This window comes from Pseudidiomarina terrestris (genome assembly GCF_030466405.1).
In the GTDB taxonomy this organism is placed as follows: domain Bacteria; phylum Pseudomonadota; class Gammaproteobacteria; order Enterobacterales; family Alteromonadaceae; genus Pseudidiomarina; species Pseudidiomarina terrestris.
The window spans coordinates 280,402-294,634 of sequence record NZ_JAGGJF010000001.1 but is presented as its reverse complement, the minus strand read 5'-3'; the positions used below and the strand labels follow the sequence as shown (position 1 = coordinate 294,634).

The 14,233-nt window shown below is 51.0% G+C and carries 14 protein-coding genes; 13 read left to right on the top strand and 1 reads right to left on the bottom strand.

The features are described 5' to 3' along the window. Positions 1–25: 25 nt before the first annotated feature. The 6 genes from J6J34_RS01340 to fdx are packed head-to-tail and all read left to right on the top strand — an operon-like array spanning position 26 to position 4,782. Positions 26–1,240, top strand: coding sequence for an IscS subfamily cysteine desulfurase (locus tag J6J34_RS01340; RefSeq protein WP_301719557.1), 1,215 nt, complete (start codon positions 26–28; stop codon positions 1,238–1,240). 15 nt (positions 1,241–1,255) lie between these two features. Next, positions 1,256–1,639, top strand: a complete 384-nt coding sequence (gene iscU, locus J6J34_RS01335) for a Fe-S cluster assembly scaffold IscU (protein ID WP_301719558.1) — start codon at positions 1,256–1,258, stop codon at positions 1,637–1,639. A 25-nt stretch (positions 1,640–1,664) separates the two neighbouring features. Next, positions 1,665–1,988, top strand: a complete 324-nt coding sequence (iscA, locus tag J6J34_RS01330) for an iron-sulfur cluster assembly protein IscA (protein ID WP_301719559.1) — start codon at positions 1,665–1,667, stop codon at positions 1,986–1,988. A 2-nt stretch (positions 1,989–1,990) separates the two neighbouring features. After that, on the top strand, positions 1,991–2,491 hold the full coding sequence (gene hscB, locus J6J34_RS01325) for a co-chaperone HscB (protein WP_301719560.1): 501 nt from the start codon (positions 1,991–1,993) through the stop codon (positions 2,489–2,491). 41 nt (positions 2,492–2,532) lie between these two features. Further along, positions 2,533–4,428 (top strand): Fe-S protein assembly chaperone HscA, encoded by a 1,896-nt coding sequence (hscA, locus tag J6J34_RS01320; protein ID WP_301898379.1) that lies wholly within the window; start codon positions 2,533–2,535, stop codon positions 4,426–4,428. 15 nt (positions 4,429–4,443) lie between these two features. Continuing rightward, a complete protein-coding gene (gene fdx / locus J6J34_RS01315) occupies positions 4,444–4,782 on the top strand; it encodes an ISC system 2Fe-2S type ferredoxin (RefSeq protein ID WP_301719562.1) in 339 nt (112 codons plus the stop codon). Between the two features lie 146 nt (positions 4,783–4,928). Here the strand turns inward: fdx and msrA are convergent, their stop codons facing one another. Beyond that, positions 4,929–5,459, bottom strand: a complete 531-nt coding sequence (gene msrA / locus J6J34_RS01310) for a peptide-methionine (S)-S-oxide reductase MsrA (RefSeq protein ID WP_301898378.1) — start codon at positions 5,457–5,459, stop codon at positions 4,929–4,931. A 130-nt stretch (positions 5,460–5,589) separates the two neighbouring features. Between msrA and J6J34_RS01305 the strand changes: the two genes are divergently transcribed. The 7 genes from J6J34_RS01305 to hisS all read left to right on the top strand — a co-directional run bounded on the left by J6J34_RS01305 (position 5,590) and on the right by hisS (position 14,201). Then, entirely contained in the window at positions 5,590–8,022 is a 2,433-nt protein-coding gene (locus J6J34_RS01305) for a heparinase II/III domain-containing protein (RefSeq protein WP_301898377.1), read from the top strand. 110 nt (positions 8,023–8,132) lie between these two features. Further along, positions 8,133–8,564, top strand: a complete 432-nt coding sequence (gene ndk / locus J6J34_RS01300) for a nucleoside-diphosphate kinase (protein WP_301719565.1) — start codon at positions 8,133–8,135, stop codon at positions 8,562–8,564. A 103-nt stretch (positions 8,565–8,667) separates the two neighbouring features. Then, positions 8,668–9,801 carry a dual-specificity RNA methyltransferase RlmN gene (gene rlmN / locus J6J34_RS01295; RefSeq protein WP_301719566.1) on the top strand — a complete coding sequence of 378 codons (1,134 nt, stop codon included), beginning with the start codon at positions 8,668–8,670 and terminating at the stop codon, positions 9,799–9,801. Positions 9,802–9,871: 70 nt separating this feature from the next. Continuing rightward, on the top strand, positions 9,872–10,660 hold the full coding sequence (pilW, locus tag J6J34_RS01290; protein ID WP_301898376.1) for a type IV pilus biogenesis/stability protein PilW: 789 nt from the start codon (positions 9,872–9,874) through the stop codon (positions 10,658–10,660). A gap of 11 nt (positions 10,661–10,671) precedes the next feature. Further along, a complete protein-coding gene (locus tag J6J34_RS01285; RefSeq protein WP_301898375.1) occupies positions 10,672–11,757 on the top strand; it encodes a RodZ domain-containing protein in 1,086 nt (361 codons plus the stop codon). 19 nt (positions 11,758–11,776) lie between these two features. Then, positions 11,777–12,889, top strand: coding sequence for a flavodoxin-dependent (E)-4-hydroxy-3-methylbut-2-enyl-diphosphate synthase (ispG, locus tag J6J34_RS01280; protein WP_301719569.1), 1,113 nt, complete (start codon positions 11,777–11,779; stop codon positions 12,887–12,889). Positions 12,890–12,944: 55 nt separating this feature from the next. Next, on the top strand, positions 12,945–14,201 hold the full coding sequence (gene hisS / locus J6J34_RS01275) for a histidine--tRNA ligase (protein WP_301898374.1): 1,257 nt from the start codon (positions 12,945–12,947) through the stop codon (positions 14,199–14,201). Positions 14,202–14,233 lie beyond the last annotated feature (32 nt).

The following is a 14,233-nucleotide window of genomic DNA, read 5'->3' as shown; positions in this document are numbered from 1 at the left end:
CTGACAACTTAAGGAGTAGCACTGAATGAAACTACCGATTTATTTTGATTACGCAGCTACCACTCCGGTTGACCCGCGAGTAGCCGAGAAAATGATGCAATTTCTGACCCCAGATGGTCAGTTTGGTAACCCTGCATCCCGTTCGCACCGGTTTGGCTGGCAAGCGGAAGAAGCTATCGACATCGCTCGTAACCAGATCGCTGAGTTAGTCAATGCCGATCCACGTGAGATTGTGTTTACCTCAGGCGCAACCGAGTCAGATAACCTCGGTATCAAAGGCGCTGCTGAGTTTTATCAGAAGAAAGGTAAGCACATCATCACCGCGAAAACCGAGCATAAGGCGGTACTCGATACCTGTCGTCAGCTTGAGCGCGAAGGTTTCGAAGTGACCTATCTTGATGTAAAAGAAGATGGTCTGCTTGATTTAGACGTATTCAAGCAAGCCCTGCGTGAAGACACCGTAGTGGTGAGCATCATGCACGTTAACAATGAAATTGGCGTCATTCAGGACATCGAAGCAATCGGTAACCTGTGTCGCGAGAATAAGACGATTTTCCATGTCGACGCGGCGCAAAGTGCAGGTAAAATTGAGATTGATTTGCAAAACTTGCCGGTCGACTTGATGAGCTTCTCTGGCCACAAAATGTATGGCCCGAAAGGTATTGGCGCCCTTTATGTTCGCCGTCGTCCGCGGGTTCGTTTGAATGCACAGATGCACGGTGGCGGTCATGAGCGCGGCATGCGTTCTGGTACTTTGCCGACCCACCAAATCGTGGGTATGGGTGAAGCTGCACGCATCGCCAAACAAGAAATGGCCGCAGAACGCGAACGTTTCCGTGCGCTGCGCGACCGGTTATGGAACGGCGTGAAAGACATCGAAGAGGTTTACATCAACGGCAATATGGAACAGGGCGTTCCGCACATTTTCAATATCAGCTTTAACTTTGTTGAAGGTGAGAGCCTGATTATGGCACTTAAAGATCTTGCAGTATCATCGGGTTCAGCCTGTACTTCAGCGAGTCTTGAGCCGTCTTATGTACTTCGTGCGCTAGGCCGCAATGACGAATTAGCACACAGCTCTATCCGCTTCAGTTTTGGTCGTTTCACGACCGAAGAAGAAGTGGACCATGCAATTAGCCAGATTCAGAAATCAATTGGTCGCTTGCGCGACATGTCGCCCCTATGGGAAATGTTCAAAGATGGCGTTGATTTAGACAGCGTCGAATGGGCGGCACACTAAGAGAGGTAATCAGTTATGGCATATAGTCAAAAAGTAATCGACCATTATGAAAACCCGCGTAACGTGGGCGCATTCGACAAGGATGACCACTCGATTGCTACCGGTATGGTAGGTGCTCCAGCGTGTGGTGATGTAATGAAGTTGCAGTTAAAAATTAGCGACGCCGGCATTATTGAAGATGCCAAATTCAAAACCTACGGCTGTGGTTCTGCGATTGCCTCAAGCTCTCTGGTAACAGAATGGGTGAAAGGCAAGTCTGTAGAAGAAGCTTCGCAACTGAAGAATACTCAGATTGCTGAAGAGCTTGCGTTGCCACCAGTGAAAATTCACTGTTCGATTCTGGCGGAAGACGCCATCAAAGCAGCGCTTGAAGACTACAAAAAGAAACACGCAGGTTAAGGCTAAAAGAGCTAAAGGGTAAGCAATGGCAATTACCATGACCGAAGCAGCGGCACAACGTGCCCGCTCGTTTTTGGAACAGCGCGGTAAAGGTGAGGGCATCCGTTTGGGCGTAAAAACCACCGGGTGCTCAGGCCTTGCCTATGTAATGGAGTTCGTTGACGAAGTTGACGAAACCGATACCGTTTTTGAAGAAAGAGGTGTGAAGATCATCATTGACGGCAAGAGTCTCGTGTACCTTGACGGTACTGAACTTGATTTCGTCAAAGAAGGTCTGAACGAGGGCTTTGAGTTCAACAACCCGAATGCGAAAGGCGAGTGCGGTTGTGGCGAGAGCTTTAACGTTTGAGCATGAACCATTTCGAATTGTTCGATATCACCCCGGTTTATGCTCTTGATCTGGCCGATTTGCAGCTGCGCTACCGCAAGCTGCAACAGGCCATGCATCCCGACCGTTTCGCCAACGCCAGTGAGCGCGACAAGTTGCTGGCCGTGCAGCGCACATCGCAGTTGAATGATGCGTATCACACGCTGCGCGATCCCTTGCTGCGTGCCGAATACATTGTTTCGCTGCGTGGTGTGGATATGCAGCATGAACAAAAAACCTTGCAGGATCCTGAATTTCTGATGGCGCAAATGGCTTGGCGCGAGCGGGTTGAAGAGCTGAACGTCGGTGATTTTGCAGCGATTGACGAAGCTTTCGCGGACCTCGAGCGAGAAACGAAACTGTTGCAAAACACCTTAGAGCAGCAGATCGAAGCGAACGCCAATGAAGAGGCTGCCGATACCATTCGTAAGCTTAAGTTTATGCAAAAGCTGGGCCGCGAACTAGAAGCGTTGGAAGACGAATAAGCAACAGCGACGCGTACGAATAACGATTAACGAGGTTTTCAATGGCATTACTGCAAATCGCAGAACCTGGACAAAGCACCGCACCGCACCAACACCGCCTGGCTGCAGGCATTGACCTCGGGACGACCAACTCATTGGTAGCGACGGTCCGTAGCAGTGAATCTCAAGTATTAACAGATGAACAAGGGCGCGCAATCTTGCCGTCAGTTGTCTACTACGGTGCCGACGAAGTTCTCACCGGACATGAAGCATTAGCAAAGCATGCCGATGCCTCCATCGAAACAGAAAACACCATCGTTTCAGTAAAGCGTTTTATTGGCCGCACCGTGGCCGATGTGCAGCGCAACTTTTCCAACTTACCCTATCGCATGAGCGAAACAGACAACGGCGTGCCAGTCTTTCACACGGCTGCCGGCGAAAAAAATGCCGTCGAAGTGTCTGCAGATATCTTACGCACCTTGTCTGCCCGTGCGCAGGCAGCGCTTGGTGGCGAGCTCACCGGCGTGGTCATTACGGTTCCAGCCTATTTTGATGATGCCCAACGGCAGAGCACGAAAGACGCTGCGCAGCTGGCTGGACTCAACGTGTTGCGCTTATTGAACGAGCCCACCGCAGCGGCGGTAGCCTACGGTTTGGATTCGGGCCAGGAAGGTTTGATCGCGGTTTATGACTTAGGCGGCGGTACCTTTGATATTTCGCTGTTGCGCTTGCAGGGCGGGGTATTTGAAGTTCTGGCCACCGGCGGAGACAGCGCCCTTGGCGGCGATGACTTCGACCAGCTTATCGTCAATCACTTAAAAGCCGAATGGGACTTACCCGGTGATGTGCCGGCCCGTTTCGAGCGTGACCTAATCAACGCCGCGAAAGCGGCAAAAGAAGCTCTGACCGATGCCGACAGCACCGCGGTCACCGTCACTCCTGGCAGCAGCATTGAGGGCATCACCGCTGGTTCGCAGTTACGTACGACACTAACCCGGGAACAGCTCGACGCGTTAATTGAACCCTTGGTACGACGCACTCTGGTGAACTGCCGACGAGCACTGAAAGACGCCGGCGTGAAGGCGGACGAAGTGCTTGAAATCGTCATGGTCGGCGGTTCCACCCGGGTACCACGTGTGCGCGAGGCTGTCGGAGAATTTTTCGGTCGCGCACCACTGACATCTATTGATCCCGATCAGGTCGTGGCTATCGGCGCTGCAGTGCAGGCGGACATTCTGGCAGGCAATAAGCCAGACTCCGACATGCTGTTGCTCGATGTCATTCCGTTATCGTTAGGATTGGAAACCATGGGTGGGCTGGTCGAAAAAGTTGTTGACCGCAACACCACCATTCCAGTCGCTAAAGCGCAAGAATTTACCACCTTTAAAGACGGCCAGACGGCGATGATGATTCATGTCGTACAGGGCGAGCGCGAGCTGGTTGATGACTGTCGTTCTTTAGCCCGCTTCGTGCTCAGTGATATCCCGCCGATGGCCGCTGGTGCAGCCCACATACGGGTCACCTTTCAGGTGGATGCGGACGGCTTGCTGAGTGTTACAGCTATGGAGAAATCCAGTGGCGTAAGCGCTTCGATTCAAGTCAAACCGTCTTATGGCCTGAAGGATGAAGATATTTCCAGTATGATTCAGTCATCAATGAGCAATGCCCAGGAAGATATGGCGGCCCGTATGTTACGTGAACAGCAGGTCGAAGCCGATCGGGTCCTGGAAGCGCTCAGCAGCGCATTAGCTGCTGATGGCGAGCTGCTTGATGAACAAGAGCGGGAACGTCTCGACAATGCGATGTCAGCGTTACGCACAGCCCGAGCCGGCACCAGCGCCGATGCTATCGAGAAAGCCATTGAAGCTGTCGACCAAGCCAGCGAAGATTTCGCCGCACGCCGCATGGATGCCGGAATTCGCAAAGCGCTGTCTGGCAGTAATGTCAACGAACTTTAGTCCGAGGTAATAGTAATGCCAAAAATCGTATTCTTACCCCATGATGAGCTATGCCCTGAGGGAACCGCAGTAGAAGCAAGTGACGGCGAAACTGTCCTCGACGTTGCGTTGCGCAACGGTATTGGCATTGAACATGCCTGTGAGAAAGTCTGTGCTTGCACGACCTGCCACGTGTACGTGCGCGAAGGTTATGACTCACTCGCTGAAATTAACGATGATGAAGATGACATGCTGGACAAAGCCTGGGGCCTCGACCCCGACTCACGCCTCAGCTGCCAGGCTCGCCTCAATGGCGAAGACCTGGTCGTCGAAATCCCCAAATACACCGTCAACATGGTCAAAGAAAACCACTAGAAAAGAAAGGGCAGCCCTCCCAAAAAAGGGCAGGCCCAATCAGAAAGGGCAGCCCTTCTAAAAAAGGGCGGCCCAATTACCAAGGGCAGCCCTTTCTAGATTATGTGAGAGATGCCATCCACTTCGAGGGTGGATGGCGAACATCTTTACTCGAGCTTTTCGGCAAAAGTACGTTTGAACTTCGCAAGCTTGGGGCTGACCACAGCCTGACAATAGGCATTTCGCGGATTACGCTCAACGTAATTATCGTGATAGTCCTCGGCGGGCCAAAACTTTTCCAGCGGCTCGATTTCCGTCACGATCTCATCGTTCCAGGTTCCCTCGTCACGCATTTCCGCAATAATATCTTCCGCCGCAACACGCTGCTCTTCGCTCTGATAAAAAATAGCCGAACGGTATTGGGTGCCAACATCATTACCTTGGCGATTTAACTGGGTAGGGTCATGAAGGGCAAAGAAAATCTCCAAAATTTCACGAGTCGAGAGCGCCGTAGGCTCAAAGGTGATTTGCACGACTTCAGCATGACCCGTCTCGCCAGCGCACACCTGCTCGTAGGTAGGGTTCTCTCTGTGCCCGCCAGCGTAGCCGGACTCAGCCTTTAAAACACCTCGGACTTGCTTAAAAGCCCCTTCGATGCACCAAAAACAACCGCCAGCTAATGTAATTTGTTGAGTCATACGTTACTCCTAGTAGACGTTTAGACATCTATATCATAAATGGCAACACCAATACAGTAGTGGCGCTAATTTTATGTTTCTCGATGAGGTAAAATGATATATTTAATAAAAACTCAACATGACGAATGAGATGATGAAACGTATTTTTTGCATTGTATTTATTTTGGCTTACCTGTCAGGTTGTGGTGGAAGTGAAGAACAGCGCCCTGAAACCCCACCGAGCTTAGTAACGGCAGCTGATATGTTTGAGGAGAGCTGGGTCGAAACTTTAGAACTTGATGTGTTGAGCAATGATCAGGTGGATGACTTCGTCCGTTTAGAGGTGGTCGAGGGGCCAAAATCAGGCTCAATCCAGGTGACATCACGAACGCTCACTTATACAGCTCCAGAGCAAGAGGTCGATGAGGAGTTTTCATACCGTGTCGTTACTGCTAATGCGACATCGGCCCCCACTCGGGTCACGATTCAACTTCACAACGGGTTTAAGTCAGCGAGGTTAGCCAAGGAACATCTGGTGGAAGGGTCAGGCTACGCAGTCACACTTGAACTTTTGTTGCCGTTACAAGAATCGATGGTCAAGGTGCTGGTCCAGCGAACGAGTGGAGAGCGTGAAGAGCTAGCTACTCTTTCCGGAAACACCAATGAACGAATAGTCAACTGGACCTATACACCAAGTGACAACAATGCAACCCCTAACTATCTAATCCCAAGCTCAGAAAAGCTCGTATTCGTCCTTAACGGCGAAGAACTGACCCTCGACTATGTTTACTCAAACACACCTGAGCCAAATGAGCTCTATAATACCATCCGCTCAATTTGGTATCAGGAAGGTAGGGCCGATGATGTAGTTAATGAGCGAGAATTTCTGCTGAACTGGACTAGTTTCCCGGGGTGGACAATCCCTCTTAACCCTGACTGGTCAGAAGACCCTTTTAATAACAATACCTGGTTACTCTATTACCACTCTCTCGCTTGGCTCCATGCTTACGAATATTATTATGCGCAGACCGGAGAGCAGCAGTACCGCGATGAGATCAAAAGGTTGATCCTAGATTATCTTGCCAAGTCTCCAAGACACAACCCAGTTAACTACATGAGTTGGAACGATCATTCGGTAGCTGTAAGAGTCGATGTTATCAGTTATTTTTACCAACAATTTTTAAAGAATGAGCTAACCACTGAAGAGTCAGCGTGGGTTCAGGCAAATCTGGAAGATCATGCTGCAGAGCTTAGGTACCTACTTGATTTAGACGCCTATTATTCTCACAACCACAGTATGTTCCACTCTGTTTCGCTGTTAAATCTGGTTCTGATAATGCCAGACGTGTTTGCGGAAACTGATTACGCTGCAGCCGCACGAGAACGGATTGAAACCCTCTTCACCTCGATGGTGGTTCCAGAAACTGGTTTCTCGCGTGAGCAGTCGACAGGTTATCACTTTGTCGCGATGGAACTATTCATAAGCGCAGGTCAGTTCCTGCAGAGGATCCAAAATTCAAGTACAGACACAAGTCTCGAGCGCTTGAACCGGATGGTGGATGCCGCGGCTCATCTGATCTACCGCAATGGCGGAGCTCCGGCAATGGGCGATACAAACTTCGGAGTAAAATCATTTCTCAGAAGACTGAATACGATAATAAACAACGGCAACCTCGACTCCGAATACTTTGATCGAGTTTCGGGTACGGTAAACACAGAATTACTTGAGCGGGTTTACATAGAGGACACTGAGGGCGTAGTTATTTTAAGGCCAAACAGCCAGACGGAGGCTAGCGTTGAGCAGTATGCTCTGGTAGATTTCGGACTGCCAAAAATTTCCCATGGTCACCACGATGCCGGTCATGTGACCTATGCTTTAAATGGACATGAGATTTTCGTCGACGCTGGTGGACCCTACCTTTACCAAGGTCGAGAGCGCGTTTTCTTCGACAGTAAATTGTCTCATAATGTGCCAATTATCAATGGGCTTATCAGAGTTGAGAATGAAGCCGAAGTCATCGAGGCTGCTTGCATTGCAAGTGGATGCTACACATTTGGTGAACTCGCCGAAACTCAATACGTGCATAGGCGACTGGTGTTTGCGCCAGAAAGTGAAACCGTTGAGCTCTATGTTTTTGACCTGATAAAAACTATTGGGGCAGAAGCCAATGATGAGATTCAACTCAACTGGCATCTTGCCCCAGATGTCTCTAACTCATCTTGCATAGCGGGGGATAGCGGTCTCGACAGCTGTGAGTTCACACACCCAGAACTCGACACCTTTTCCCTGATAATCCAGTCGAGCTTAGCAGCCACGCGAACGCTTTATAAAGGATTTGACGATGGTGATTATCAACAGGGCTGGGTGCAGCCGAAATTTGGCACCCGCACTCCAGCTCCAACGTTAAACTACCGTTTTAAAGGCTCTGAGGTGGAGATTCTAACCGCATTACAAACGGCCGGCGGCCCAGCGAGCTATGAAAGATTAATTGACGGGTACAAGATCACCGCAGGAAACCATGAAATAATTATCACCTCACCCTATAGCGAGAGTCCAATGTTTGAAGTAAGACTCCTCAACTAAAATCGGCAATGCCACCGCAGTAACAGCGGTGGCAGTCAGTTCTGCAAACATGTATAATCCGCGCGACTTCAATTCTAAGCATCCAAACTTAAAGCATAGTGGAGAAAATCATGGCTTTAGAACGTACTTTATCTATTATCAAACCAGACGCAGTTGGCAAAAACGTTATCGGCGGTATCTACAACCGTTTCGAGACCACTGGTCTGCGTATCGTTGCTGCGAAAATGATGCACTTGAGCAAAGAACAAGCTGAAGGCTTCTATGCTGAACACAAAGAGCGTCCTTTCTTTGGCGCGCTGGTTGAGTTCATGACTTCTGGTCCTATCATGGTCAGCGTACTGGAAGGCGAAAATGCCGTTCTGCGTCACCGTGAAATCATGGGTGCAACGAACCCAACGGAAGCACTGGCAGGAACGCTACGCGCTGACTATGCTGAAACTATCGACGAGAACGCGGTTCACGGTTCTGACGCGGTAGAGTCTGCAGCACGCGAAATCGCATACTTCTTCTCTGATGAAGAAATCTGCGCGCGTACTCGCTAAGACAAACTTGCATAGTGTAACAGCTATGTTTCGGGCGCTTCGCTGTTACGGCAGCGAAGCGAACGCTTTAATTACGAATAACGCTTTTAGGTTATAGGTCTATATGAACGCAGTTGACAAAAAAGTGAACCTCCTTGACTTGAATCGCCAGGCTATGCGCGAGTTTTTCAAGGAGCTTGGTGAGAAACCTTTTCGTGCCGATCAGGTGATGAAATGGTTGTATCACTACTGTGTCGACAACTTCGATGACATGACCAACCTGAACAAAGGTTTGCGGGAAAAGCTTAAGCAAATCGCTGAGATTCGGGCACCAGAAGTGCGCATGCAGCAACAGTCAAGCGACGGTACCATCAAGTTCGCAATGACGCTGTTTGATGGTCAGGATGTTGAATCCGTCTGGATCCCGGAAGCTGACCGCGCAACTTTATGTGTCAGCTCTCAGGTCGGCTGTGCGCTGGAATGCACTTTCTGCAGTACCGGCCAACAAGGCTTTAATCGTAATTTAAGAGTTGCAGAAATCATCGGTCAGGTCTGGCGGGTGAACAAGTTGCTGGGCGCCTACGGTGAAACCGGCATCAAAGCCGTGACCAACGTCGTCATGATGGGCATGGGAGAACCTCTGCTGAATTTGAAGAATGTGGTTCCGGCAATGGAGCTGATGCTCGATGACAACGCCTTTGGCTTATCCAAGCGCCGTGTCACGCTGAGTACATCTGGCGTCGTCCCTGCGCTGTATAAGCTAAAAGAAGAAATTGATATCGCTTTGGCGATTAGCTTACACGCGCCGAATGATGAACTGCGTAATGAGATTGTACCTATCAACCAGAAGTACAATATTCAGGAGTTTCTGGAAGCCAGCCGCCATTACATTGATGGCTCAAAAGCAAATAAGAACATCACTATTGAGTATGTTATGCTCGATCACGTGAATGATTCGATGGATCAAGCCGCAGAGCTGGCGCAATTGCTAAAAGACACGCCCTGCAAAATCAACTTGATTCCATTTAACCCATTCCCGGGTAACGACCACGGTCGTTCCAGTAATTCTCGCATTGACCGCTTTGCTAAGGTTCTGATAGAAAAAGGCTATATCGTCACAGTGCGGAAAACTCGTGGCGATGATATCGATGCTGCGTGTGGCCAGTTGGTCGGCGACGTCATTGACCGCACGAAACGAATCCTGAAGAAGCAGCAAGCCCAGCGTGGTGGTAACGGAATCGACGTCAAGGTTTCGTAAATATGCAGCGCTGGCGTAGGCATGCGGGACGGTTCAGGGTAGCATTGCGAACAACCTAAGAGGACCTGTAATGCGACGACTCCAGCGAAGTTTGCTAGTGGCCAGTTTAGCTTTTCTGGCGGTGGGATGCGTGAGCCAGCGCACGGTTGATGGTAAAGATCAGCCAGCACAGCAGTTTAACGCTCAAGAAGCCGCCGATACGCGCCTGGCATTGGGGTTACAATACCTGCAGTCTGGCAACTATCAGCAGGCCCGCGCCAATCTCGAGCGTGCTCGTGACTACACTCCGGAAAACCCATCCGTTCATACCGCTCTGGCGTATTATTACCAGCAGGTAAAAGAGTACGAGAACGCCGAACGTTACTACCGTAATGCTATTCGCCTGCAACCTGATAACGGTGATACGTACAACAACCTCGGTGCCTTGCTCTGTACCATGGGGCGTTTTGCCGAAGCCGATCAATATTTTCGGCAAGCCCTGGCAATTCCTGATTATGTCAAAGTAGCATCGACCTACGAGAATGCGGCCCGATGTGCTGCCAAAGCCGGTGATATTCAAAAGTCAGATGAGTACTTTCAGCGCGCCTTGAATCACAGTGGCCGAAATAGCACTATTCTTGAAAGTTACGCTACGGTATTGTTAGAACAGGGACGGTTTGAACAGCTGGCGCAGGTACTCGCCAGACGTGCCGACTTGCCGCAATTATCAGCGCAGTATTTATGGCTCGAGATCGAGCTGGCTAAGCACCAGAATAATAAAGTCCGGCAATTAAGTTTTATTGAACTACTATTATCGCGCTTTCCCGAGTCGCGCCAGGCGCGTGACTATCAAGCGCGGACTTCAGAACCTAATTCATAACGAAGTAGCCCATGACCACGGATAATGATCTTTTTGAGAAAAACCAGCACGAGCCGGAACAGCCGGACTCGATTTCGCCCGGGCATTTAATTAAGCAAGCCCGCGAGGCGAAGGGACTGACGCAACAGCAGGTCGCAGATAGTTTGCGCCTACGTCTGGTTGTGGTGCAGTTTATTGAAGCCGATGAATTTGACAAGCTCGCTTCGGCAACCTTTGTTCGTGGCTATCTGCGTTCACTCGCCAAAGCGCTGGAGCTTGACGAAAACGAGGTTTTCGCTGCCTATCGCGCCCATGGCCATGAGCACGTTGCGCCGAACACGGTGCAGATGCAAAGCTTTTCACGACGTAAGGTCAAAGAGCGTAATGACAATCGTCTGATGATGATGAGCTATGGCATTATTATCGTTGTGATTGCGATGGTACTTATCTGGTGGTGGCAGGAGAGTAATTTCAGCTTCAGCACCATTACCGGCAGTGACGATGCGCCAACAGAGCAGGAAGCCCAGCAACTGCGTGAAGATTCCGGCGCCATCCCGCAAGTCGTGCGACAGCGAAATGGTTCGTCGCAGCAGCGTTTAACTGAAGAAGACGTGGCCGCAGGCGACACATCGACGGTGTCGGTGGAATCCGCGCAAACCCCCAACGCGCCACCCACTCTGACGCAGCCGGAAACGGATGACACCAGTCCTGCCGGCCTGTCGCTCAATGACAACGAAAGTTTGTCTGAGTTGGCTGACGACACCACAGACACCACAGAGAGTGCAAGTGACACGCCAGCTACAGAGCTGAATGAGCAACCCTCCATTGCAAGCGCAGCCGAACCGCAGGCCCAGCCGGCTGCTGCTGAGCCCGCACCGGCGGCAGAACAGCTGGTATTTACCTTCAACGAAGCGTGCTGGGTAAAAGTTACCGACGCCACCGGAGAAGACATTGCCATTGGTGTGAAAGCTGCAGGTTATCGCATGCCGCTGACGGGCGAGCCGCCTTTTGCTATCATCTTGTGCAGACCTGAAGCAGTGAACATCACTTATCGCGGTGACGCTGTGAACTTAGACAATTATGTACGTGATCGCAGCGTGACACTGACGCTCGACTGACCGAAACGAAGTACCCAAAATGATGCATGAGAATCCTATAAAACGTCGTCCCTCACGACGCATTTATGTCGGCAATGTACCCATTGGCGATGGTGCCCCTATCGCTGTACAGTCGATGACGAATACCGAAACTACTGACGTGGAAGCGACCGTCCGGCAGGTGCAGGCGATTGCCGCTGCAGGTGCCGATATCGTGCGGGTGTCGGTGCCGACCATGGACGCCGCAGAAGCTTTTAAATTTATTAAGCAACAAAGCCCGGTGCCGTTGGTGGCAGACATTCACTTCGATTATCGCATCGCGCTGAAGGTAGCTGAGTACGGTGTCGATTGCCTGCGTATCAATCCCGGCAACATTGGCAACGAGCAACGTATTCGCGCGGTAGTTGATGCCGCACGTGACCGCAACATCCCGATTCGTATCGGCGTTAACGGCGGTTCATTAGAGAAAGATTTACAGGAAAAGTATGGCGAGCCAACGCCAGCCGCGCTGGTCGAGTCGGCGATGCGCCATGTCGATATTCTGGACCGTCTCAACTTCCAGGACTTCAAAGTCAGTGTAAAAGCATCTGACGTGTTTCTGGCGGTGGATTCCTATCGCCTGCTGGCAAAACAAATTGAGCAGCCGCTCCACCTTGGTATCACCGAAGCGGGGGGTCTGCGTAGCGGTTCGGTGAAATCCTCCATTGGCTTAGGCATGCTGTTAGCAGAAGGCATCGGCGATACCTTGCGGATCTCACTGGCTGCGGATCCCGTTGAAGAAGTCAAAGTTGGCTTCGATATCTTAAAATCTCTGCGTATTCGCAGTCGTGGTATTAACTTTATCGCCTGCCCAAGCTGTTCACGCCAGGAATTTGACGTGATCAATACCGTTAATGCCCTCGAGCAGCGCCTGGAAGACGTGACCACAGCAATGGATGTTTCGATTATTGGTTGTGTCGTCAACGGTCCGGGAGAAGCCCTTATTGCTGAAATCGGCCTGGCTGGAGCGAAGAACAAGAGCGGTTTTTACATCGGCGGTGAGCGGCAGAAAGAGCGCCTCGACAACAAAGATTTAGTTGATCAGCTCGAACGCCACATCCGTGCCCGCGTGAAACAGCTGGAAGCCGAACAGATTCCTGTGAAGCAAGCGTAAAGCTGCGGTATACTACCCGCCATTTTTGAATTTAAACGAAACGGTAAGTTAGCTCGTGGCCAAAACTATTCAAGCAATTCGTGGAATGAACGACATCCTGCCCAGCCAAAGCCCGGCCTGGCAGTATGTCGAGCGCGTGCTGCGCGACGTCGCAGCAGCCTACACCTACCAGGAAATTCGGATGCCGGTGCTGGAAAGCACCGATCTGTTCAAGCGCTCCATTGGTGAAGTCACTGATATCGTCGAAAAAGAAATGTACACCTTTGACGATCGCAATGGTGACAGCCTGACCTTGCGCCCGGAAGGCACTGCCAGCTGTGTGCGTGCCGGCAATGAACACGGCTTGCTGTTCAATCAGACCCAACGGTTGTGGTACATGGGCCCGATGTTCCGCCATGAACGCCCACAGAAAGGTCGCTACCGTCAGTTCAACCAGTTTGGTCTGGAAGCCTTTGGCATGGACGGCGCTGATATCGACGCTGAAGTCATTCTCTTCTCCGCTCGTTTATGGCAAGCCTTTGGCATTAGCGAACAGGTGGAATTGCAACTGAACTCACTGGCGTCGAACGAAGCGCGCGCAAATTATCGCGAAGCTCTACGTGAATTTTTACGTGCCCACGAAGCTAACCTGGACGAGGACTCTAAGCGTCGTCTGGACACCAACGTGTTGCGCGTGCTGGATAGCAAGTCACCAGAAACGCAGGCGGTGCTGGAACAGGCGCCAAAATTATCTGAGTACTGGGACGATGCCTCACGGGAGCACTTTGAGGGCTTATGCAAACGCCTTGATGCGGCCGGAATTAAGTACCGCTTAAACGAACGTCTGGTGCGCGGCCTTGATTATTACAACCGTACGGTATTTGAGTGGGTCACCACTGAACTGGGTGCCCAGGGCACGGTTTGCGCAGGCGGACGTTACGATGGGTTAGTGGAACAGCTGGGCGGTAAGCCGACGCCTGCCGTGGGTTTTGCGATGGGCATTGAGCGTTTAGTGCTATTGCTCGAGTCGCAGGATAAGATCCCGGCCCATCAAAGCGTTGACGTCTACGTGATTGCCCTGAATGACGACGCGGAACTAATCGCGCCGGCTGTTGCCGAAAATCTCCGTAGCCAAGCGCAGGGATTGAAAGTACAGTTGCATAGCGGCAGTCAGAATATGAAGAAAAAGCTCGCCAAAGCGGACAAATCCGGTGCGGATTACGCCGTGATTGTGCGTGGCGATGATTATGAAGTGAAGCATTTACGTGACCGCGAACAAGCCGACCGTATCGCAACCACTATTGCGGACGTAGCAAGCATCGTAGCCCAGTAAAGGCATGAGCGATAACGAACATTAGTTTTTAA